Source organism: Kordia jejudonensis, from assembly GCF_001005315.1.
Classification (GTDB): Bacteria; Bacteroidota; Bacteroidia; order Flavobacteriales; family Flavobacteriaceae; genus Kordia; species Kordia jejudonensis.
Genome location: NZ_LBMG01000007.1, coordinates 77110 through 100096, shown reverse-complemented (window position 1 = coordinate 100096; position 22987 = coordinate 77110). Strand labels below are relative to the sequence as shown.

Genomic DNA, 22987 nt, shown 5'->3' with positions numbered 1-22987 from the left:
ATGAGCAAGTTTCCTTTGCTCATTTTTTGTTCTTACTGTTGTACTTATTTGATTGGTATAGAATGTATTATTCTTTTGGTTCGCTATGATCTTTATTCATTTTATTGTGTTCCGCTTCCATTTTTTCATGTTCCTCCACCATTTGTTTGTGTTCTGCTTCCATTTTTTCGTGATCAGCTTGTATCTTGTCATGCTCAGCTTTTATTTCTTCTATTGTTTTATCGCCAGATAAATGTGCTTCTTCTATTTTTTCATGTTCTTCCATCAATTTTTCATGATTGTCTAAAATAGCGGAATGTTTTTTAATGATATTTTGATGTTTTGTTTCAAAAGCAACATGCTCATTTTCATTGCTGGTAGTATCTGTCACTTTATGCATTTTTTGCCATTCTTTATGTTTTGCTTCAAAACGCTCGTGATCTTTTTCCATCATGTCATGAATTGAATCCATTTTTTGATGTACTGCCGCTAATTCTTTCTCCATAGCGTCTTTTTTATCTTTGTCGCCACAACTTTGAAAAGCAATTGCACTTATGAGTAGAAAAGCAATTGCAATACGATTGATTTTTTTTGAAAGGTTCATTTTTGTTAGATTTTGGTGAAATATTGTTGGTTATTGAAATAAACTACACGTAGTTGTATAGAAATTTCCGTTCATGCTAAAGCTATAATAATATTGATGGAAATCAAAATATTAGACACGTAATCAACGAAATTTAAAAGTAATTTATCTGTGTTATCTTTCTAACTAGCACAAAACGATACCGTAGTTGGGACATATTAGTTGAAAGTTGAGCGCAAGAAAAATTAGTACATTGCCTCTAATTTCGTTTTTAGGTTTATATAATCTTCCCCATATAATTGTCGCAATGTTTCCACATATGGACGCTGATTTGAATAGCCATTGTTGAAGTTGTCAATAGCTTCGTCAATTAGTAAAAGTGCTTCTTGTTTTTTCTCTTGGAATTTTTCTCTTGGAATTTTTGTGTGTAATGTAGAGCCATATCTTGATCCTGCCATTTCAATTTCCTGTTGAAGTTTTTCCAGTGTATCACGAAGCAACAAAGCTTTGTAATATTTCGCGTCCGCAAAATCGGAGTTGTATTTTAGTAAGGTATTGAAATTTTTGAGTGCTTCTTCCTGATTTCCAGCTTCGTAATGTGCAATTCCTCTGTAGAGAAAAGCTTCATGTTCTACCCAATCTTCACCAGTTTCTTCGGTTTCTTTTTGAATGTGTTTGTCAAAATAGGCAATGGAATTTTTGTGGTCATTTAAACCCAAATAGGCAATTCCGCGCCAAAAATCGACACTATGACCTTGTGGCGCATCAATAAAATTAGGTGTAAGTGAGTCAGAAGCGTCAAAGTCTGCAATGGCTTTTTTGTAATCTCTATAAAACCAAAGATATAAATAACCGCGCCATGGATATCGATATTCAGGATTTAGTGCAAGTGCTTTGTTGTATTGTGGCAACCATTTGTGTGGCATTCCGCGTTTTAGGTGTGCTACGGAAAGTTCGTATACGGCATCTTCGTAGGTTGAGTCAATAGCGACAGCTTCGGCAATTCCGTTTTGAAAAGCTGTTGTGCCTTGTGTAAATCGAATTGCTTCTTTATAGCGTTTTTCAGCGCGTTGTCTTTTGTTTGCGGCATCATTTCCACAAGAAAATAACAAGCATAAACAACAAAAACTAAGGGATAATTTCAGTAACTTTTCCATTTTCTATTCGGTATGATATGTACATGTAATAATTTCTAGGTGCTTCGTAATATTCAATAATTTCCCAGTTTTCAGGATTTGAAGTTAGCGTAAATAGTGAATCTACGAGTTGTGGATTTAGTGGCGATTCTTTTAAATCTAAATCCATTTGAATAATTTCAAACATGCCTGCATTTCCTTCACAATTTACAAAAAACCGAAAATTTAGATAGCCAGAATCTGTAAATGTATTGTCATTAAAGCTCGTTTGGATATGATCGCGGAAACGCTTTTTTGAACCTTTATACGCTTTTAAGCTTGCACTGCTGTATGTATGGTAAATTCTGCCTTCATCACAAAGATCAAATTCGTCAGTTAGCAACGCTTTTTCAGAATCAATATAACCGACATAGTGTTTATAAGGCTTGTTTTCTGTATTAAAAGCTTCCGTATAGCTGTAATAGGAATAAGCTAAAAATCCTGCAAAGGCAAAAATCGCAAGTAGTACAATGGAAATAATTATTTTAAAAATTTTCATTCGTTGGTTTTATCATATAAATCTAATGAAAAAAAGGAAATTGATGATATAATATGCACACATGACTTAAATACTTGTACGAAGTTCCATTACTTTAGTATGAACTGTATTAATTTGAAAAATTATTTTCTCTAATGTATATTAAAACACCGTTGAGTTTCAGTCTAGTTTTTTTATAATCTATATAATTGAAAAAAATAATTGGTAAATTTATTTATTTGTAAGAAAAAACTATATTTGTTGTAATACTTACCAATTAACTACATGAAAAAAATAATTAGACTTGTTCCATTACTTTTTATCGTAATTCATATCATATTCTTTAAGAACTTTTATCAAGATGTATTTGAATATAAAATGTATTCACTAGCAGTTATTTTTGTAATATCAGGTTTTATACTTGTGAACTCGCTCAAAAAAGAAAAACAAACCCAAAAAAATATGAAGCTTATTTTACTTTCAATATCAATAGCGGCTACATTAATTATTTCTTTTCTCTGATTTAACTCATAACATGCACACACTTATTATGATAAACTAAGATTTCGTTTAATAATTTTTATATAATACAAAACCCTGCAAATTGCAGGGTTTTGTATTATGTATATGTTCAGCTTTTTACGCTTGTATATCAAGCTTGATGCTTAATTCTTTTAGTTGTTCGTCATCAATTGGTGCTGGCGCATCAATCATGACATCACGACCCGAATTGTTTTTCGGGAACGCAATGAAATCACGAATCGTTTCTTGTCCGCCCAAAATGGCAACCAATCTGTCCAAACCAAAAGCCAATCCACCATGTGGCGGCGCTCCGTATTGGAAAGCATCCATAAGGAACCCAAATTGTGCTTTTGCTTCATCTTCGGTAAATCCTAAATGCTTAAACATAATTGCTTGCATTTCTTTATCGTGAATACGAATGGATCCACCACCGATTTCATTTCCGTTTAAAACCAAATCGTAAGCATTTGCTTTTACATCACCAGGATTGGTGTCTAATAATTCCAATTGACCAGGTTTTGGAGATGTAAATGGATGGTGCATTGCATGGTAATGACCTGTTTCTTCGTCCAATTCTAATAATGGGAAATCCATTACCCAAAGTGGAGCAAATTCTGATGGATTACGCAAGTTTAGGCGTTCTGCCAATTCCATACGTAAGGCACTTAGTTGCGCGCGTACTTTGTTGGTATTTCCAGATAATACACAGATTAAATCGCCTGCTTTTGCGCCAGTTTTTTCTGCCCATTTTGCCAAATCGTCCTGATCGTAGAATTTGTCTACAGATGATTTGAAACTTCCGTCTTCGTTACATTTTACATATACCATTCCTAGTGCACCAACTTGTGGACGTCTTACCCAATCAATGAGTTTGTCTATTTCTTTACGTGTGTAACTTGCGCCGCCTGGCACTGCGATTCCAACGACTAATTCTGCCGAATTGAATACATTGAATTCTTTGTGTTGTGCAACGTCGTTTAGTTCGCCAAATTCCATTCCGAAACGAATGTCTGGTTTGTCGTTTCCGTAGGTTTTCATCGCGTGATCAAACGTCATTCTAGGGAACTTTTCAATGTCAATTCCTTTGATTTCTTTTAGTAAGTGACGTGTTAAGCCTTCAAATACATTTAAAATATCTTCTTGCTCTACAAACGCCATTTCGCAGTCAATTTGCGTAAATTCTGGTTGTCTATCGGCGCGTAAATCTTCATCACGGAAGCATTTTACAATTTGAAAATATTTATCCATTCCGCCAACCATCAATAATTGTTTGAAAGTTTGTGGCGATTGTGGCAAGGCGTAAAATTGTCCTTCATTCATACGAGAAGGCACTACAAAATCACGTGCACCTTCTGGCGTCGATTTGATTAAATACGGTGTTTCTACTTCGATAAATTCTTGCTCAGATAAGTATTTGCGAACTTCCATCGTTACTTTATGACGGAAGATTAAGCTATCTTTTACAGGATTACGACGAATGTCTAAGTAGCGATATTTCATTCGGATATCTTCGCCACCATCTGTTTCATCTTCAATCGTAAATGGTGGTAATAACGAAGCATTTAAAACCGTGAGTTTTGTGACTAAAATCTCAATATCTCCCGTAGGCATATTTGAGTTTTTAGAAGCACGCTCAATCACTTCTCCTGTTACTTGGATCACAAATTCTCTACCAAGTGTTTTTGCTTTTTCAAAAATGGTTGTTGGTGTACGTTCTTCATCAAAGATTAATTGTGTAATTCCGTAGCGATCGCGAAGATCGACCCAAATCATAAATCCTTTATCTCTAGACTTTTGAACCCAACCTGAAAGGGTAACTTCTTGTGTAATGTGTGATGCTCTTAACTCACCACAACTATGTGATCTGTACATGTGTATGCGATTTTAAAAGCGCAAATTTAATGGTTTTTGGCGGATGAATGGTGTAGGAATTGAAATATTTTGGGAGAAGAATTTGAATTTGAAATCGAAGTCGAAAATTAAGTATAGGTTGAACTTTAAATCGAAGTTGATTTTAAAAATATAAATTATCTAAAAAATATTCTTTGCGTTAAACTGAACTTGATTCAGTTACCCATAATTTTTTGTTGCTCAAATTCTTCAACAGAAATAAAATCTCCGTTATTAATTTGTTCTTCTGCAGTATCAAGTGCTACTTTATATTCGTGTCTTGACATAGGAGTTCCATCAGGATGAAAAGCAACAGTTTCGTCTTTGTAGTAGTTTTCGAAAACTCCATTAACGATAGCTAACACTCTTTCATCAGCATTGTCTAAGTAGGACTGTATTTTATTTTTTAATATAACTGCTTCCATTATATGAAGTATTATACTAACAAACATACGTAAATAGAACTAAAAATTGATTTAGTAATTAAAACCTTCTTTGAAAATGTCATGTACTTCTATATTTATTGCTAAGGCTATTTTTCGTAAAGTTAGTGTGATTGTATTTTGTCTACCGTTTTCTATAGCGGATAAGTTGGGTTTTTCTATATCTATAGCATCACGAACCTCAATTTGTGTAAATCCATTTTTTTGTTAAAAAGGAAATGCTTTACCCAGAATGTTGAGATATCTGTTTTCTTCTTTTGTCATTACAAAGAACAATAAAAAACATCACATCTGTTATGATACATTTTAATATTTATTATACTTACAAAATATATAGTTTTTTACTTACTTTTGTGTTGTGTATTTGCGACACACTTCTTGAGTGTCTTTAAATGTTCAAGAAAACTTTTAAATTATTAAAAATTAGATTATGTTAAAAAACATTTTAACTTTAGAAAGAGTAACAATTCTTAACAAGAAGCAACAACAAAATGTTCGTGGAGGCGGTGGATATTGTAGACTTACCATCATTTATTCTAACGGAGGAAGAGAACCAGGCGGCGGCTATTTTTTAGGCGATACAGGTCAAGACATTTCCAATGCCGCAAGTAACTTTTGTTCACAGACAGTACAAAGTGAACCTGGTGTTTCAAGATGTTTCTATGATTGTGAACACGATGGATTTGGACAATAAAAAAATGAAATATCACAAAATAATTATGTACAGTAGGCTTTTTAGTCTACTGTTTTTTACGCTTATCACATTATTATCTTGTGAGGAGAATAAAAAAACGGCTACGAAGGAAACCAATGACACTCCGGTAGTCGTAGAAAAAAATGATTCACTTACATTAGCTGTTCTCTTTAATGAAAAAATGAAAACGGGTATCAGTATTCCTGACGAATTTCTCAATTATGATTATTTAGAGTTTGAAAATACTCAAAATAAAGATGCGCTTATAGTTAAAACCATTCCGAATTTATATGATTATCAAGTATTAAAATATTTTGGTTTTAGTGTTATTCACGGAAAAATGACTACGTATCGACACTATTACCTAGTACATAGCGATAATCAAGGCATCCAATTTCAATTTGATAAAGGAAATATTGTTTTGAAATCGGAAGAATCAGATCAATTATTTTTTTTAGATGATTTATTTCAGCAATATAGAGAAATCAACACATCGCTAGATCATGTGAAGTTGGATAGTGTCTATACATTTTTTCAAAAAAAATATCATACTACTGGTCAAAGGATATTAAGTACACTTAATGAATATCATTATTACAATAGTCTTCAATTAATTGAACCTAAAAATGAACAAGTCGATACATTTATTAAAAAAATATCACATCCAATCATTGCAGGAGATCCATTATATAATTTAACGTTTACCTATGTGAAAGATAATATTGATACTTTTGACTTTTCACATCTCAACACACAAAATTATTCTCAAAATTACATAGATTTATTATCTATTGGCGTATTCAATTTTTTAAAGCATCAAGATAACAAAGGAGATAAGAAATATAATTCGGCTATTGATTGGCTCAAAACAACAGAACTATACAAAAAGGAATCTTCTCAAATCGAAAAACAGATTGCTCCACTAAATAATACTCTTTTTAAAAAGAAATTAAAAAATCTCCAAATACTAAGTCCGCAAAATAAAGAATTTGCTTTTTCAGATATCATAAAAAGTAATCCTTCCAAGTACTATTTGATAGATTTCTGGGCGACTTGGTGTAAGCCATGTATCAAAGGCGTTCATATCATGAAAGAAATGGAATTCCCAAAAAATGTTTCTGTTATCAGTCTTAGTTTGGATAGGAAAAGTGATACTGAAAAATGGAAAAAAATGACAGAAAATCTAGATCAAGAAATTAGTTTTCTTGTAAAGGATGAAGTTTCTGAAAATCAAGATTTTTTAAAGTTTATAGAATTACAATCTGTACCAAGATATATTATTGTAGATAAAAACTTGAATCTAATAGATGAATCTTTTCTCCATCCACAGGAATTATTATTCCTTTCAAAACTCAATGATTTGGATAATGCTAAATATTGGTAGATAGTAGCTGTAATTTGAAAACATCAGCATATAATAATATAAGAGTTTAAAATCTTGTATTTATTTCAATCTACATTAATTTCGAGAGTTGGAAAAAGCTATTGAAGATGAAAATGTTTTATAGTCATAGTTTGCCAGCAATAAACTATTCAAAAGCTATCTTTTTTTAAAGACTTAGAACTAAAGAATATTCTGAGATATTTAATTTTGAAACCGAAGGAGAAACGGTAATGAGTTTAGTTTAATAAAAAAACGCTCCGCAAGAAGCTGCAAAGCGTTTTTTAGTAGTGTTTGTGTTTTTATTAATTGAAAACCGTTTCTAGTGGCTGATTCGCTAATCCTCTGCGTTTTGCCATTTCCTGACTTTCTTTTGCTGCAATAACAAACAAGTTGAAATCGTAATTTTCCAATTCAGGCGTTGATACACTTCCTTGTACTTTGTATACAGGAATTAAAAATCGTTGTAAGTCTGACGGACTTGTCGCATAGTAGCCCAAACTTACATCTGTGATTTCTCCCGAACTTTTTCCTTCTTCTTTGATGATGGCAAATCGCTTGTCATCGAGTACTTGTTGTAAAGCTTCTTCAGGCGAAATTACGGCCGCTTTTCCTTCTTGTTTTGGAGTTCTATGAAAGTGATACAATTGTACTAATTGATCCTTATTTACATACGAAACTTGTGTTTTTGCACCAGAACCAAATACGGGTAAACCACTCAATTCGTGTATAAAGTTTACATTTACACTGGTTGGAAATTCTTTCACATCAGTATCTTTAGGAGATTCACTAAATGCCGCAAAAGAGTTTGTAACCGAATGTACTTTCATCGTTTTTTGATCAATTTGTAATTGCTCCAAAAGTTTTTGTGCATTGTGAATCGCTTCTTTTTCAGAAGGTAAATTTTCAGCTAATTCTTTCTTTTCGCTGTATGCATTTTCACGATCTGTCCACCAAAAAGAATCGCTTCCTGTGTAAATTTCCAATGCTTCTATATCATTTCTAATGATGAGTTGATCGCCTAAATCTCTGAGTTCTCCGTCTGTTTTAAAGTTTGAACGTAAAAATTCGACACGTTTTGCAATATAATCTGCGTACGATTTGTTTTTAGCCGAAGCCGTATCAAAGTGAAACGTTCTGTACATTGGAACGTCTGAAATATGTTGTGGTAATTGTGTATTGATTTTGAATAATGAATCTTTCATTTTTTATTTTTTTGATGGTTGAATGTTAACAGCTTCCTTTTGCGTATGCTAATTGTGTAGGATTGGTAGGATCGAAACTTACGGGACCTTTTCCATGCCAATGATCACTAAATGTGTTAATACTTCCTTCGCTAGCGCGTAAATATGCCCACTCTGTTGCTACAGGTTCTGTCTCTACACAGGCTTTAATCCATGCTTCACGCATAGTCCATTCATCATTTAAACGTCGGGCAAATTTTTCGCCTCGATCTCTTCTGTCATAACATATTGTGGCAAAACCAAGTATAAAGTGCAATCCTTTAAAAACGCCCCATCCCCAACGTGAGAATACATCGTTAAATTCGAGTGCTTGACAACCGTCAAAAACAATCCATTCTAATTGTTTGTCGCCTAGTAACATTTCTGTATTTCTAGCTTTTCCGTCATCAAAGTCATTTCTTCCGAAGAGAAGATAGCTTCTAGAGCCATGACCTGAGAAAAATGCAATATCGACATTGTCTGCATAGATAGTATCGGTTCCTCTTGAAGGATTTCCTTTTCCCTCTTGTTCAAAATCACGATCCCAAGCGAGATTATCTCCGTAGTCAAATTGTTTTACACCATGCAATGTGTTGTAAAAACCTCTAGCATTGTCGTCGTTATTACTAAGATCGGATGCGTTTCCGTTGTATTGGTTGACCCATTCAATTCCTATTGATCCCATAAAGTTTTAGTTTTAATTTTTTATTCTAGTTTTTGCAAAACTAGAATGTATCTTATGTATTTAGCTCCGTGTAAATCCTAAAATGCGAATAGGGTTTACACCCTTTTTGTGTAAGAATATCTTTGTTTGTTAACTTTTAAAATGTTAAATATTAGACTTTTAAGCCCTCAATGTTAATTTAATGTTACGCAATTGTTGCTTAAAAGTAAAAAAAATGTTAAGTTTGTAACGTAAATATTAATAAGCCCAAATCATTTTAAAAATATATAGATATGAAAAAGTTACTTTTAATAGCAGTTTTCTTGGTTTCAGGAGCAACTGCATTCGCACAAAATAACAAGCCAACATTAGAGAAAAAAGGAGATATCATCGAAGCTACGTATTTTCATACCAATGGAACTATTGCACAAACAGGATTTTTTACTTTGGAAGGAAAGCTTCAAGGCGAATGGAAATCGTATGATGCAAATGGAAAAAAAGTTGCTGTTGGAAATTATGAGAACGGACAAAAAGTTGGAAAGTGGTTTTTTTGGAACACAAACAGCTTAAGTGAAGTAGATTATGATGGTAGTAAAATTAAAAATGTAAATAAGTGGCAACGTACAAGTACTGTTGTAAGTAACAAATAAAGAAAATAAACGATCCTATAAAAATCCCGAAGTCTATAGATTTCGGGATTTTTTTGTTTTTGAAAGATATGTTTAAAAGAAATTTTATGCTTTTCGAGCGACTTTTCAGAAAGAAGAATGGTTGTCTTAAAAGTTTTTAAAATCGTCATGAGGAACCAAATTGAGTTTGGTTTGACGAAATTGTTACTTCTGAGACAACCTTTTTCCGTTTGTGATTATATATTTATACTGTTTCTATAGGTACATCAATTTCGTTAATGTCATCTTCTTCATCAGTATCATCTTTGATACTTACACCATCTTCATCTTGCTCTGGCTGCTTACTTTTGAATAACCAAAACTTGAATTTTGTGATGAGGAAGAATAGTATCGGAACAATTATTAACGTTAGGAATGTTGCAATGATTAATCCGTAAATTACTGTCCATGCTAATGGTCCCCAGAAAATTACGTTGTCTCCACCAAGATATATTTTTGGATCAAATTCACTGAAAAGTGAAAAGAAATCAATGTTAAATCCGATAGCTAACGGAATTAATCCTAATACCGTTGTAATTGCTGTTAGTAATACAGGACGCAAACGTGCTTTTCCACTTCGAACTACCGTGTCAAACACATGATTGATAGGTAGATAAGTGTCTTCATCTATGTTGAGTTCTTCTTTTTTACGATCAATGAGTAGTTGATTATAATCAAGTAAAACCACACCATTGTTTACCACAATTCCCGCCAAGGAAATAATTCCCATCATTGTCATCATAATTACAAATGGCGCACCTGTGATTAAAATTCCACCAAAAACACCAATCAAACTTAAAAAGATAGCAATCATGATAATTGTTGGCTTTGAGATAGAACTAAATTGGAATATTAGAATCAGCATAATGAGTCCTAAACCAGCAAAGAATGCACCTCCTAAGAATGCTTGTTGCTTGTTTTGTTCTTCTATTTGCCCTGTAAAATCGACATTAATTCCTTGTTCTTCCACATCAAATTCGTCACCAATTTCTGTCTGAATTTGAGCCACAATGGCGCCAGCATCTGTAAATCCTGGAGCTAATCCTGAATAGACGGTTACGACACGTTTTTTCTGTTTGTGTTTTATGGCGCTAAAACCAGATGTGTTTCGTTGTTTTACAACCGCAGAAAGTGGAATTTCCTTTAATTGTCCCATCTGATTTCTGAAAATTATTTTCTGATTGAACAAAGAACTCAGGTTGTATCGATTGTCTTCATTAAAACGAACGTAGATGTCATAATCGTCTCCATCTTGTTTGTATACAGAAGCTTTTAATCCAAATAGTGAGTTTCGTAATTGTTGTCCCACTTGTCCTGCCGAAACGCCTAATTCTCCAGCTTTTTCTCTGTCGACAACGACTTGCATGGCAGGTTTTCCTTTATTTACGTCAATTTTTAATTCTTCAATTCCAGGGATATTTTTAGAATTGATGATATCACGCAAGCGTTCAGCTTCTATAATAAGTTCCGAATAATCATCGCCTTCCAATTCAATATTGATTGGATAACCCACAGGCGGACCAACGGCATCTTTTTCTACAGAAATGGCTACTCCAGGATAAATTCCTTTTAGGGCTTCCGTTACTTTTTGACGCAATACTTCACTGTCTTCTCCTCTTCGGAATTTGTATTCGCGCATGGACGCCGTAATTTTTCCTTTATGTGGCATTTCTGCAGCTGAACCGCCATCTGTTTGTGGATTTCCAGCACCTTCACCAACTTGAGAAACCGCAGATTCTACTAAGAAATTGTAACCGTTATCCATGTATTCATCACCATTTAATACCGTGTATACACGTTTTTCAATGTCTTTCGTGATTTTGTTGGTTTTTTCAATTGATGTTCCTTGCGGATATTCGATGTAAACAATAATTTGATTTGGTTTATTGTCTGGGAAGAATTCTACTTTGGTACGTTTACTTTCCATTGATGCGCCAAAGAGTCCAAAGGCAACAAATAGTAAGATAAATGTTCCTGCGGTAAATAAATACGGTCTCCATCCGCCCAAAGCGAAACGCAAGAAACGTTCGTATGTGCGCTCTAAAGCGGCTAATATTCTATTTTGGAAGAAACGTGCTGCAGGTTTTAGAACGTATTTGTAAATCCAGAACATTAGTGCAATAAAGATCAATAAGGTTCCGAGACCTTTTACGGCTCCGCCAATGGCTACACACAATAGTCCAAGCACTCCAAGCACAACACTTATGATGATGAGTTGACGCACTTTTAACTTGCGTTCGCCAACTTCCATAAATTGCGATACCATTAATGAGTTGATGAATATGGCAACAAATAATGATGAACCCAATACGACAGAAAGTGTAATAGGGAAGTAGATCATGAATTGTCCCATAGTTCCTGGCCACATTCCAAGTGGAACAAAGGCAGCCACAGTAGTTAGGGTAGAAATGATAATTGGAAATGCAATTTCTCCAATACCTTTTTTAGCGGCTTCAATGCGCGACATTCCTTCTTCGTCCATTAAACGATATACGTTTTCAACCACTACAATTCCGTTATCAACCAGCATCCCAAGTCCCATAATGAGAGCAAAAAGAATCATGGTATTCATCGTGTAGCCTAAGAAATCTAAAATAACAAACGACATAAACATCGACATCGGAATTGCCAATCCTACGAATAATGCATTTCTAAATCCTAAGAAAAACATCAGTACAAATACGACTAATATGATTCCGAAAATGATATTGTTTACCAAGTCGTTTACTTGATTGATTGTTTTTTCAGATTGATCATTGGTAACCGAAATATCTAAATCTTTGTGTTCTTCTTTGAAATCTTTGATGATTACGCTTATTTGTTCTGCGGCAGCCACCATATTTTCTCCTGCACGTTTTTTTACATCGAGCATGACTACATCACGCGCAATGATCGTTTCATCTTCGGAAAATTTACGTGCGTAGGTAGTTTTGTCTTCTTCTTTGAAACTAACGGTAGCAATATCTCTTAGATAGACAGGTCCATCAATTGATTTTACAACGAAATCGTTGAGCTGTTGCGGATTTTCAATTTCGCCTAAAATTCGAATTGTACGTCGTTGTCCAGAAGAAATAAGATTTCCTGCCGAAATGGTTACATTTCCATTGGCAATAGCGTTTCGTACATCGTCAAAGTTTACTTTTGCTGCCATCATTTTATAAACGTCAACGGCAACTTCTACTTCTTTTTCTTGTGCTCCACGAATATCAACTTGTTTGATTTCCATGAGGTCTTCAATTTCATCTTGAAGGTCTTCTGCGAAATCTTTTAGTTTTTCTACCGGATAGTTTCCAGAAATATTGATATTCAGTATCGGTTGTTCTTCCGAAAGATTCAGGTTGAATACATTCGGTTCTACTTTTGCACCGTTGAATGTTGGCCAATCTTCGCCACCTTTTTCGGTATCAACTTCATCTTTTACTTTGAGTTTAGCCGATTCGACGCTGATTTTTTCACTAAATTCTACAATGATGATTCCGTAATCTTCTTGAGATGTTGAGGTAACTTCAACTACGCCACTTATATTTTTGAGTCGATCTTCTAGCGGATCTACAATGAGTTTTTCTATATCTTCCGCAGTATTTCCAGGATAAATGGTACTTACGTAGATTTTGGTTTCGATAACTTCTGGGAAATTTTCACGTGGCATGCTAAAGTACGCGGAGATTCCCAAGACGAGAATTAAGCCCATTACGATGTAGATAATCGTTTTATTATCAATCGCCCAAGAGGATAAAATGAACTCTTTGTTGGTTTTATTTTTAGCCATTTGGTTCGCTCATTAGTTGTTTATAATCTCAATTTCCTGATCATCTTTTACACTACGCGCACCTTCTTTTATAACGGCATCACCATCTTTTAGTCCAGAGGTAATTTCGATAAAATCGCCTTGCGTTTTACCTGTAGTTACAATCACACGTTTTGCCTTTGCCGTTGTTCCATTAATATCACTTGCAATGAACACATATTGTTCTCCATCGGCATTTTCAGAGATGACACTTTGTGGAATTAGGATGGCTTTTTCGTTGGTATAATCGTTGATTTTTAGTTTTGCCGTTAGGTTTGGCTTAATGTTTCCTTTTTTGTTTGGAATGGCAATTTCTACTTTGAATGTACGATTGTTAGGATCGATAAAATCGCCAGCCTGACGTATTTTAGCGTTGATAGTTTCGCCTAAAATAGGGAAATATACTTCTACATCTTTTCCTTCTTTTACATCGGTCAGGTATTGTTCAGGAATTACCGCTTCTACATACATATCACTTAAGTTTATAATACGAACTATTGGCGATTGCCCAGCGCCAACCACTGAACCTTGTTCTGTAATCACATCATCAATAACACCAGAAAATGGCGCTCTAATGGCAGTTTTGGCGAGTTGTGTTTTTAATTGATCAACCGCTTTTTGTTGTGCTTCGTATGAAGATTTTGTTTGTAAAAATTGCAGTTCAGAACCAATTTTCTGATCCCATAATCTTTTTTGACGATCGTAGGTTGTTTTTGCTAAGTCTGCCTGAATTTGCAATTGTGCCAATTGTTGATTCAATCCGTTGTCATCCACTCTTGCCAATACTTGTCCTTTGGAAACGCGTTGTCCTTCTTTAACCAACACTTGCTTTAAAATTCCAGACATTTCAGGTGTAATCACAATATTTTTCTTTGTGTCTACATTTCCTTGCAATTCTAGAAAGTGGTTAAAAATAGTATCTTTTGCAGCAAACGTAGTAATCAGCGTTTTCTTTTCTGTAGGATTTATGTCTTCAATAGCCACTACAAGTTTTTTTATTTCCGCTTCAAGTGCTGTTTTTTCAGCTTTTAATTCGTCTCTTTTTTCTTCTAGTTTTTTGACATCTTTTGCAGCTATGAGTGCATCTATATCTTTATTTCCACCACCACAGGAAGCTATAAGTAGCAAGATAGGAAAGAGCAGTAGTATATTTATTTTTTTCATTGCGGTTGATTTGTTTGTGTGTTTATTCGTTTATTTGGTTAGAAGTTTAGTTGTGTAAAACTTAATTACTCAACAACTCACTTTCTAATTCGTTTGATTTAAAATAGTTTCTAAAGCAGCTTTTTTGTTGATTACATCTAGCATTGCTTGTAAATATTCTTGTTGTGCTGTGTATAGTTGTGTTTGTGCTTGACGCAGTTCGAAACTCGATCCGACACCTTCAAAGAATTTTACTTGATTTTTTTGTTCAATACGTTCAGAAAGGCGCAAGTTTTTCTTAGCCGTTTCATATTCTTCAATAGATAATTGATAATCACTTTTTGCAGCAGCAACTTGTAGTTTTAATTGCTGTTCTACTTCTGTTAAATCGTCTGTTGCTTTCTCTAGATTTATTTTTGCACGTTGTGTGGACGCACTTCTTTGTAGTGAACTAAATATTGGAATATTTAGGCTAAAACCAAAAGCTGCAGTTCCAAACCATTGTTGTTCTCGTTGGAAAAAATCGAAAGAATTTGCATTTCCGTTGTATCCAGCTGTTACAAATCCTGCTAGAGAAGGTAGTGCTTTACTTTTTTCCAATTTTAACAACAGTTCTTTAGAGCGTGTATCGTTTGCAGCAATTTTATAATCCACTGTTTTTGTAACATCTTCATCAGTTCCTAATAAAGAAGGTGCAATATTTTCTATGGTCAACTCTTGAAGTGTATCAGTTAACGTTGTATCGTGATTCAAATCGATTCCCATAGTAATATTGAGCATTTTATATGATAAATCGCGCAAACGCTTCACATTTCTCAAATTACTTTCAATACTTGATAGCGTAATTTCTAGTTGTTCTACATCTTCTTCTTCCGTCAATCCATTTTCATAGATTTTCTTCGTTTCGTTCAAATTCTTTTCAAGAGTCGCTTTATTTCGTTCTAAAATGGCAACACTTTGTTCTGAAAGTAATACATTTCCATACGCGTTAATTACCGCTTTTCGAACCTCTAAATCTGTTTTTTCTTTCGCATTCTGAGAAATTTCTAAGAATACTTTTGCAGATTGCAATCCGACTAAATACGAACCATCAAAAATTAACTGATTCAAGGTAATATTTGCATTTACAGCTTGTTTCGTTCCAAAAACTACGGGAATAAACTCGTCATCTCTTGGCGCAGCAGGAATGTTGTCTATTACGGGCAAACTGCTTAGATCGTAAAACTCATTCAATTGTCTAATTTGATTAAACGGATCAAAAGCACTTGCGGGAAGTAAAGAAACAGGTTGCTTTATAAAATTTTGATAATCTACTGCGGCATTAATTTGTGGCAGTCCTGCAGCGGTAGTTTCCCATTTTTGTTTTTTAGCGGCTTCAATATCGCGCACTGCATTTTTAGCAGTTCTGTTGTTTTCAAGTGCAAAAGTAATGGCTTCATCTAACGAAAAGCTTTTCGGTATTTCTTGATTTTCCTGAGAAAACCCTACGTTTAGAAAACATAAACTAAAGATAAAAATTAGTTTGTTTCGCATATTATGATTGATTAGTTGTTATAAATTTTTGTAATATTTCAAGTCCTTTCGGTGTGCAAATTCCACGCAAGTGATATTCTAAAAAGTAGTCCATTAATACGTGCATTGGAAACATTTTTGCTGGAAATAATTCATTGTCCTTAATACCAATTACGCCGTTAAAGTAAATTCTTGATACAAACTCTACATCAATATTACTTCTGTACATTCCTGAATCTATTCCACGTTTTAAATTGTCTTTTACACAATCTTGCATTACATCAAACTGTTTCTTTTTCAGGTTCATGTAAATTTTTGGGTAATATTTTTGGAGCTGATATTGTGGCGATGATTTTTCATCTTTTAAATGCTCCATTACAAAACGTTTAATTTCATACAGTTCTTCAATGGAGTTTTTCTCAGCAGCACAAATCAAGTCAATTCCTTCACTAATTTCACAAAACAACGAACCTGTTACTTCATTTACCAGCGCCGTTTTGTTATTAAAATGTGTATAAATGGTTTTTTTAGATATCGCCATTTCATTAGCAATATCGTCCATGGTAACACTCTTAAACCCTAAGTTTAAGAATAACTCTGTTGCTGTTGTTTTAATTTTCTCTTTCATAAGTAGAGTGCAAATGTAACACGGAAACTTTGAAAACAAAAAAAGTTTCCTGAGTTTTTACAATTATTTAACAATTGATTTTTACCAGCATAAATTGTAAATGTGGTATTTTTGTTAAAATTTTATTGCATGACACATATTGCTGACTATCGTGAAACCTTTCTAAACTATTTAGAAGAAAAGATAGTATTGACTGAACCCAAAAGTTTATATGAACCCATTGTATACATTCTTCAATTAGGCGGAAAACGATTGCGTCCCGTATTGACGTTAATGACAGCCGAAATTTTTGGAACTTCACATACAAAAGCTTTAGATGCTGCGTTGGCAGTTGAGGTTTTTCACAACTTTTCATTAGTACATGACGATATTATGGACGATGCACCTTTGCGAAGAGGTAAAAAAACGGTGCATGAAAAATGGGACATCAATACTGGAATTTTGTCAGGCGATGCTATGCTAATTTTGGCGTATCAACTGTTTGAAAACTATGAAGGGAAAACGTTTAGATCATTGGCAGAATTGTTTAGTAAAACCGCGATTGAAGTCTGCGAAGGACAACAATATGACATCGATTTTGAAACTAGAAACGATGTGACCATTCCTCAGTATTTAAAAATGATTGAATATAAAACGGCTGTTTTGGTTGGAGCTGCCATGAAAATGGGCGCTATTGTTGCCGAAGCAAGTGAAACGGACGCAGAAGGCATTTATGATTTTGGTCGAAATTTAGGATTGGCGTTTCAGTTACAAGATGATTATTTAGACGCATATGGCGATCCTGAAACATTTGGAAAACAAGTTGGAGGCGATATCATTGAAAATAAAAAGACGTATTTATATTTAAAAGCATACGAAAATAGCTCAGCAGATAATCAAGAAAGTTTACAGCATTTATTTTCTATTCAACCAGAAGATACTACTGAAAAAGTAGCTGCAGTTATGAAAATATTTAGCGAAAGTAACGCGCCAGAAGCTATTAAAGAAGCGATAGAAGCGTATACCAAAAAAGCTTTTGCTGTATTAAAAACGTTAAATATTGGCGATAAAGAAAAGCAGCTATTGCAAGCATTTGGTGAGCAATTGATGAATAGAACAGTTTAGGTTTAGTATTGAGTTTTGAGTTTTGAGAATTGAGAAGGTAGATTTGAGTATTGAGATTTTCTTACTGTTATGTGATGCTGAATCAAGTTCAGCATGATGGAATGCATCTAATATCTAAATATCTAAAAGCGCCAGCGATCTCTAGTTACAAATCCGTTCCAAACTTCAAGCCAATAAAAACAGTTCGCGGTTGCGAAGGTCCATAAATATAGTTTGGATCTCTGTCAATAGTTTTATCAAAATCATCTTGATACGCATTAAAAAGATTCTTTACGCCACCATTAATTTCAAACTGAAACTTATCTGAAACTGTAAAAGTTCTACTAGCATTCAAGCCAATTTCAAACAAGTTTGGCGTTTCTTCCAATACGGTTTCAGGAATAAAACCAGCAACATGTGGTACAAACATTTTTCCTGTGTACACACCATTTAAGTTAAAATCCCATCGGTCATTTGGTGTGTAATTTACCATCATATTCCCATAAATATTTGGCGTACGCGTGATTTTATTCGTCACAATTCCTTCTTCGGGTTCGTATGAATTCTCAAAATAACTATTCTGAAACGTTCCGCCCAGCTGAAACAAAAACTTCGGATTTGGACTAAAACGTGCTTCCAAATTAAAACCATTTACAATCGCATTATCACCATTAATTTTCTCCTTAATCTGCAATCCGCCAATGTCTCCGCGCGCTTCATACACAAACGGATCGTTAATCGTTGTATAAAAACCTTCAAAAGTTAACATCAATTGATGATTTTCATGCTGATGCGAATATTCCAACGAACCAATAAAACTATGTGACAACTCTTTTTTTAAATTTTCTGCCAAACGAATTCTTCGCACTTCGCCCGTAATAATCTCAGAATGGACATCTTCGGAGTAAAATTGTGGCGCTCTAAAACCTTGTGAATATCCAGTTCTAAAGCTCAACTTTTTCGAAATATTGTACAAAATACTCACTCGCGGATTCACGATAAAAAGCGACTTGTCGTTCAAATTAGAGGTAAACAATTCGCCCCTTGCGCCAGCCAAAAGTTTCAAATTCTCTAAAATTTTCCAATCCAATTGTGTGTAAATTCCAAGTGTATTGGTGTTTTGTGTAATAGGAATAATCAGAGGGTTTTCGCGACGTTCCGTAATGCGATTGAATCGATGTTCTACGCCAGAAGTCAAATCCATACTTCCTTTGACAAAATCTTCAAACTGTGCCGTATGTTGAATTCCTGCAACGGTTACAAAATCTTTCGTCAATCCGAAACCATTTGGATCTTGGTTGGTTCCGTAATAATTATCCGACCGTGTATGTTGAATATTTCCATACGCGGAAAACTTCTGCAAATAATCTTCCGAAAAATAGTCAAACGTAATGCCTCCGCCAATCACATTACTTGTAATTTCTTCCGCTATGTTGGCAAAAATGGGCGATTTGTCAATAAAATCTCCACCGCGTCTGAATTCGTGTGAATTATTGAATTCTAAGGTCAATTTTCGCCTGAAATCAAACTTATAAAACGATTTAAAACCGAAATTCAAATTGCGCAGTTTGGTCATTTCTGTAAAACCGTCATCATTATTATCGTAGCCTTCCCGATCGCGATGCATCCCAAAAAACGTAATTCCTTTATTTAAATCTTCGGAGACAAATGTAGAATTAAAAGTTGTTACGGCATCCGTACTTTCGCCATCAATCAATCCAATTTTAGAAGCTACTTGAAACTGATTTTCTAGTGGATCTTTCGTAATGATATTAATTGTTCCCGCAATAGCATTGGAACCAAAAATAGCCGATCCGCCACCGCGCGTTACTTCAATTTGTTTAATCATGTTCGTTGGAATTTGCTCCAAACCGTAAATTCCATTCAGTGAACCAAAAACAGGACGGCTATTTACCAAAATCTGCGAATATGCTCCATCCAAACCGTTAATTCGAATTTGTGAAAAACCACAATTCTGACAATTGACTTCGGTTCGTAATCCAGGTTGAAAATTTAAACCTTCAAACAATGTTGCGGCTTGTACATTTTTTAAGGATTTGGCATTGGTAACCGTTACCAAAACTGGCGCTTCACGACGATTAAGTTCGGTTTTTGTAGCAGAAACCACAACCTGATCTAATCCTAGCAAATCTTTTTGTAAATTGAAATTTAAAACAACTATTGAAGTTCCAACAGTTATATCTTTTTGTATTGTTTTGAAACCTAAAGCTTGAACTATCAATGTGTAGTTTCCAGGTGAAACAGTTAGCGAATATGCGCCTTTATCATTCGTGATAGTTCCTTTATCTCCATTTCTAATGTATACATTTACAAAGCCTTCAGGGCGATTTTCATAAGATACAATTCCTTTTATTTCAGTAGTTTGAGCTAAAACTACGGAAGAAATAAAGATAAAAAGTAAACATAAATTAAGCTTCATCAAAAGAAATTTTTTGCAAATATAAGTTTAATTTTTAGTCTTGTCTAAAAAAATAGAAAGCATATGAGTAAAAATTGTATATTTGTGCTATTAAACAACTCTTTATGATGACACTTTCAGAAGAAAACTACTTAAAAGCAATTTATCATATCAGTGATGTCTGCGAAGGCGGTATTAGTACAAACGCTATTGCAGAAAAGATGAATACGAAAGCTTCTTCTGTAACCGATATGATTAAAAAGCTTTCTGAAAAAGGCTTGCTAAATTATAAACGTTATAAAGGTTCTGAATTGACAGAAAAAGGCAAATTTGTGGCGGCAAACATCATTCGGAAACACAGACTTTGGGAAGTGTTTTTGGTGGAAAAGTTAAATTTTACATGGGACGAAGTGCATGATGTTGCGGAACAATTGGAACATATAAAATCTGAAAAACTCATCAATCAATTGGATGAATTCTTAGGATTTCCAAAGCGTGATCCACACGGAGATCCAATTCCAGATAAAGACGGAAACGTTTCAGATAATGCTGATGTACTGTTAGTTACACTTCATGAAAACGAAAAAGGAATCATTGTAGGTGTAAAAGATTCATCATCATCATTCCTTAAATATTTAGACAAACAAGGAATTGCATTGGGTAAAAAAGTAAAAGTGATCGACAAAGAACCATTTGATAATTCTATGAAAATTCGCATCAAAAAAGAAGAATTCATGATATCACAGCAAATAGCTAATAACATTTATATTAAGAAGTAGCGTTTTGAATAACGAATAAAGAATAAAGACCCAAGACCAAAGACCAAAGACCAAAGAAAACAATTCGTGAATTCGTGACAAAAAATATTCATGCTAAATGTAAAAGTAGTTTTGAATAACGAATAACGAATAACGAATAACGAATAACGAATAACGAATAGCGAATAGCGAACACTGAACAAGAATGCTCCAAATCAATAATAAAAAATGAAAAAATACACATACTTATTTCTTATCATTCTCACAATTATCAGTTGCAAAACGGAACAAAAATCAAAAGATGGAACGTTTCAAATTGTAACCACAACAACCATGATCACGGACATGGTTCAACATATTGGTGGCGATAAAGTAAATGTACAAGGATTAATGGGAAGCGGCGTTGATCCACACTTATATAAAGCCAGCGAAGGCGACGTGACTAAGTTGTTCAATGCAGATGTTATTATTTATAGCGGATTACATTTAGAAGGAAAATTGGAAGACATTTTTGAAAAAATGCGCAAGCAACAAAAGAAAACCATTGCGGTTTCGGATGCAGTTGACAAAAGCGGTTTAATAGGTTCCGAATACTTTGCGTCTAGCTATGATCCGCACATTTGGTTTCACATTGGTTATTGGAAACAAGCTACGCAATTTGTGGTGGACGAACTCAAAAAACTCGATCCTGAACATGCAGCTGATTTTGAAAAAAACGGGCAAATCTATCTTGAAAAATTAGACGTATTGGCAAAAGAAATCAAAGCGATCATTGAAACCTTGCCTGTAGAAAAACGAATTTTAGTCACAGCGCATGATGCATTTAACTATTTTGGAAAATTACATAACTTTGAAGTCGTTGGTTTACAGGGACTTTCAACAGCTACGGAAGCTGGCGTACAAGATGTGCAAAAGCTGGCAAACTTTATCATTGAGAAAAATATCAAGGCCATTTTTGTAGAAAGTTCAGTGCCAAAACGGACCATTGAAGCGTTGCAAGCTGCGGTAAAATCCAAAGGTCATGAAGTAGCTATTGGCGGAACGTTATATTCGGATGCGCTTGGAAACGCAGGAACGGAAGAAGGAACGTATATCGGAATGTACAAATACAACGTACAAACCATTGTAAATGCGTTGCGATAATTATGAATTCAGAATTATAAATGTTGAATTATAAACACCTAACACCAAAAACGCAAGATCCAAACACCTCAAAAAAATGAAACAAAAATACGCCATTACAGTTGATGACCTTACGGTTGCTTACAATTACAAACCGGTACTTTGGGATATTGATTTGGCAATTCCAGAAAGTGTATTGATGTGTATTGTAGGACCAAATGGCGCTGGAAAATCTACTTTAATCAAAGCCATTTTAGGTATCATAAAACCCATTGCGGGAACGGTTTCTATTTTTGGAAAATCGTATAAACAACAACGTTCATTAGTTGCGTATGTACCACAAAAAGGAAGTGTCGATTGGGATTTTCCAACAACGGCATTAGATGTAGTCATGATGGGAACGTACGGAAGTCTTGGCTGGATTAAACGTCCTGGACAAAAAGAAAAAAAGGCGTCATTAGAAGCCTTAGAAAAAGTAGGCATGTTACCGTTCAAAAATCGTCAAATTAGTCAACTTTCGGGCGGTCAACAACAACGTATTTTCTTGGCAAGAGCGTTGGTGCAAAATGCTTCTATCTATTTTATGGACGAACCTTTTCAAGGCGTAGACGCAACGACCGAAAAAGCAATCATAAACATCTTAAAAGAACTTCGAAAAGCAGGAAAAACAGTGGTAGTTGTACATCACGATTTGCAAACGGTTCCTGAATATTTTGATTGGGTAACGTTTTTAAATGTAAAAAAGATCGCTACTGGACCTGTAAAAGACATTTTCAACGATGATAATTTAACCAAAACGTACGGAATCAATTACAAAGTGAGTGTTCAAGAATAA

19 protein-coding genes and 1 pseudogene are annotated in these 22987 nt (G+C 34.3%); 7 read left to right on the top strand and 13 right to left on the bottom strand.

All coding sequences use genetic code 11. The annotated features are described in order from the left end of the window. Positions 1-67 precede the first annotated feature (67 nt). From AA089_RS05515 to AA089_RS25780, 6 genes and pseudogenes are all read right to left on the bottom strand, one after another. A complete protein-coding gene (locus AA089_RS05515) occupies positions 68-583 on the bottom strand; it encodes a hypothetical protein (RefSeq protein ID WP_046755930.1) in 516 nt (171 codons plus the stop codon). Positions 584-807: 224 nt separating this feature from the next. Next, complete coding sequence (locus AA089_RS05510; RefSeq protein ID WP_046755929.1) at positions 808-1719, bottom strand: tetratricopeptide repeat protein; 912 nt, start codon at positions 1717-1719, stop codon at positions 808-810. Further along, positions 1691-2236, bottom strand: a complete 546-nt coding sequence (locus AA089_RS23515; protein ID WP_053002209.1) for a hypothetical protein — start codon at positions 2234-2236, stop codon at positions 1691-1693. Before AA089_RS23515 ends, AA089_RS05510 begins: the two co-directional genes overlap by 29 nt. A 618-nt stretch (positions 2237-2854) precedes the next feature. Then, a complete protein-coding gene (gene aspS, locus AA089_RS05495) occupies positions 2855-4609 on the bottom strand; it encodes an aspartate--tRNA ligase (protein WP_046755927.1) in 1755 nt (584 codons plus the stop codon). Positions 4610-4803: 194 nt separating this feature from the next. Next, positions 4804-5052, bottom strand: a complete 249-nt coding sequence (locus tag AA089_RS05490; RefSeq protein ID WP_046755926.1) for a hypothetical protein — start codon at positions 5050-5052, stop codon at positions 4804-4806. A 51-nt stretch (positions 5053-5103) separates the two neighbouring features. Then, a pseudogene (locus AA089_RS25780) lies at positions 5104-5262 on the bottom strand (hypothetical protein); the annotation flags it as partial. Positions 5263-5500: 238 nt separating this feature from the next. On the opposite strand from AA089_RS25780, the gene AA089_RS24590 reads away from it, so the two are divergent. Next, on the top strand, positions 5501-5764 hold the full coding sequence (locus AA089_RS24590) for a hypothetical protein (RefSeq protein WP_046755925.1): 264 nt from the start codon (positions 5501-5503) through the stop codon (positions 5762-5764). A gap of 4 nt (positions 5765-5768) precedes the next feature. Then, positions 5769-7148 (top strand): TlpA family protein disulfide reductase, encoded by a 1380-nt coding sequence (locus AA089_RS05480; RefSeq protein ID WP_162200412.1) that lies wholly within the window; start codon positions 5769-5771, stop codon positions 7146-7148. 302 nt (positions 7149-7450) lie between these two features. On the opposite strand, the gene AA089_RS05475 is transcribed toward AA089_RS05480, so the two are convergent. After that, positions 7451-8350 carry a hypothetical protein gene (locus AA089_RS05475; protein WP_046755923.1) on the bottom strand — a complete coding sequence of 300 codons (900 nt, stop codon included), beginning with the start codon at positions 8348-8350 and terminating at the stop codon, positions 7451-7453. A 25-nt stretch (positions 8351-8375) separates the two neighbouring features. Then, entirely contained in the window at positions 8376-9053 is a 678-nt protein-coding gene (locus AA089_RS05470) for a DUF6345 domain-containing protein (protein WP_053002208.1), read from the bottom strand. Between the two features lie 272 nt (positions 9054-9325). On the opposite strand from AA089_RS05470, the gene AA089_RS05465 reads away from it, so the two are divergent. Next, positions 9326-9682 carry a toxin-antitoxin system YwqK family antitoxin gene (locus tag AA089_RS05465; RefSeq protein WP_046755922.1) on the top strand — a complete coding sequence of 119 codons (357 nt, stop codon included), beginning with the start codon at positions 9326-9328 and terminating at the stop codon, positions 9680-9682. A gap of 223 nt (positions 9683-9905) precedes the next feature. Here AA089_RS05465 and AA089_RS05460 read toward each other — a convergent pair whose 3' ends face one another. The 4 genes from AA089_RS05460 to AA089_RS05445 all read right to left on the bottom strand — a co-directional run bounded on the left by AA089_RS05460 (position 9906) and on the right by AA089_RS05445 (position 16770). Further along, positions 9906-13469 (bottom strand): efflux RND transporter permease subunit, encoded by a 3564-nt coding sequence (locus AA089_RS05460; RefSeq protein WP_046755921.1) that lies wholly within the window; start codon positions 13467-13469, stop codon positions 9906-9908. A 12-nt stretch (positions 13470-13481) separates the two neighbouring features. Then, positions 13482-14651 (bottom strand): efflux RND transporter periplasmic adaptor subunit, encoded by a 1170-nt coding sequence (locus tag AA089_RS05455; protein ID WP_046755920.1) that lies wholly within the window; start codon positions 14649-14651, stop codon positions 13482-13484. 84 nt (positions 14652-14735) lie between these two features. Then, positions 14736-16163, bottom strand: a complete 1428-nt coding sequence (locus tag AA089_RS05450) for a TolC family protein (protein WP_046755919.1) — start codon at positions 16161-16163, stop codon at positions 14736-14738. Position 16164: 1 nt separating this feature from the next. After that, positions 16165-16770, bottom strand: a complete 606-nt coding sequence (locus AA089_RS05445) for a TetR/AcrR family transcriptional regulator (protein ID WP_046755918.1) — start codon at positions 16768-16770, stop codon at positions 16165-16167. A 129-nt stretch (positions 16771-16899) separates the two neighbouring features. Between AA089_RS05445 and AA089_RS05440 the strand changes: the two genes are divergently transcribed. Beyond that, positions 16900-17874 (top strand): polyprenyl synthetase family protein, encoded by a 975-nt coding sequence (locus AA089_RS05440; RefSeq protein ID WP_046755917.1) that lies wholly within the window; start codon positions 16900-16902, stop codon positions 17872-17874. A gap of 145 nt (positions 17875-18019) precedes the next feature. On the opposite strand, the gene AA089_RS05435 is transcribed toward AA089_RS05440, so the two are convergent. Next, a complete protein-coding gene (locus AA089_RS05435; RefSeq protein ID WP_046755916.1) occupies positions 18020-20293 on the bottom strand; it encodes a TonB-dependent receptor in 2274 nt (757 codons plus the stop codon). Between the two features lie 104 nt (positions 20294-20397). Between AA089_RS05435 and AA089_RS05430 the strand changes: the two genes are divergently transcribed. From AA089_RS05430 to AA089_RS05420, 3 genes are all read left to right on the top strand, one after another. Next, positions 20398-21051, top strand: a complete 654-nt coding sequence (locus AA089_RS05430) for a metal-dependent transcriptional regulator (RefSeq protein WP_046755915.1) — start codon at positions 20398-20400, stop codon at positions 21049-21051. Between the two features lie 207 nt (positions 21052-21258). Continuing rightward, positions 21259-22173 carry a metal ABC transporter solute-binding protein, Zn/Mn family gene (locus AA089_RS05425; protein WP_046755914.1) on the top strand — a complete coding sequence of 305 codons (915 nt, stop codon included), beginning with the start codon at positions 21259-21261 and terminating at the stop codon, positions 22171-22173. 76 nt (positions 22174-22249) lie between these two features. Further along, on the top strand, positions 22250-22987 hold the full coding sequence (locus AA089_RS05420) for a metal ABC transporter ATP-binding protein (RefSeq protein WP_046755913.1): 738 nt from the start codon (positions 22250-22252) through the stop codon (positions 22985-22987).

Bases quoted from the DNA above. Each gene is read 5' to 3' on its own strand.
- AA089_RS05430 (WP_046755915.1), top strand. From the start codon at position 20,398: ATGATGACACTTTCAGAAGAAAACTACTTAAAAGCAATTTATCATATC.
- AA089_RS23515 (WP_053002209.1), bottom strand. From the start codon at position 2,236: ATGAAAATTTTTAAAATAATTATTTCCATTGTACTACTTGCGATTTTT.
- AA089_RS05440 (WP_046755917.1), top strand. From the start codon at position 16,900: ATGACACATATTGCTGACTATCGTGAAACCTTTCTAAACTATTTAGAA.
- aspS (WP_046755927.1), bottom strand. From the start codon at position 4,609: ATGTACAGATCACATAGTTGTGGTGAGTTAAGAGCATCACACATTACA.
- AA089_RS05450 (WP_046755919.1), bottom strand. From the start codon at position 16,163: ATGCGAAACAAACTAATTTTTATCTTTAGTTTATGTTTTCTAAACGTA.
- AA089_RS05445 (WP_046755918.1), bottom strand. From the start codon at position 16,770: ATGAAAGAGAAAATTAAAACAACAGCAACAGAGTTATTCTTAAACTTA.
- AA089_RS05465 (WP_046755922.1), top strand. From the start codon at position 9,326: ATGAAAAAGTTACTTTTAATAGCAGTTTTCTTGGTTTCAGGAGCAACT.
- AA089_RS05490 (WP_046755926.1), bottom strand. From the start codon at position 5,052: ATGGAAGCAGTTATATTAAAAAATAAAATACAGTCCTACTTAGACAAT.
- AA089_RS05420 (WP_046755913.1), top strand. From the start codon at position 22,250: ATGAAACAAAAATACGCCATTACAGTTGATGACCTTACGGTTGCTTAC.
- AA089_RS05455 (WP_046755920.1), bottom strand. From the start codon at position 14,651: ATGAAAAAAATAAATATACTACTGCTCTTTCCTATCTTGCTACTTATA.
- AA089_RS05510 (WP_046755929.1), bottom strand. From the start codon at position 1,719: ATGGAAAAGTTACTGAAATTATCCCTTAGTTTTTGTTGTTTATGCTTG.
- AA089_RS05460 (WP_046755921.1), bottom strand. From the start codon at position 13,469: ATGGCTAAAAATAAAACCAACAAAGAGTTCATTTTATCCTCTTGGGCG.
- AA089_RS05470 (WP_053002208.1), bottom strand. From the start codon at position 9,053: ATGGGATCAATAGGAATTGAATGGGTCAACCAATACAACGGAAACGCA.
- AA089_RS05480 (WP_162200412.1), top strand. From the start codon at position 5,769: ATGAAATATCACAAAATAATTATGTACAGTAGGCTTTTTAGTCTACTG.
- AA089_RS05425 (WP_046755914.1), top strand. From the start codon at position 21,259: ATGAAAAAATACACATACTTATTTCTTATCATTCTCACAATTATCAGT.
- AA089_RS05515 (WP_046755930.1), bottom strand. From the start codon at position 583: ATGAACCTTTCAAAAAAAATCAATCGTATTGCAATTGCTTTTCTACTC.
- AA089_RS24590 (WP_046755925.1), top strand. From the start codon at position 5,501: ATGTTAAAAAACATTTTAACTTTAGAAAGAGTAACAATTCTTAACAAG.
- AA089_RS05475 (WP_046755923.1), bottom strand. From the start codon at position 8,350: ATGAAAGATTCATTATTCAAAATCAATACACAATTACCACAACATATT.
- AA089_RS05435 (WP_046755916.1), bottom strand. From the start codon at position 20,293: ATGAAGCTTAATTTATGTTTACTTTTTATCTTTATTTCTTCCGTAGTT.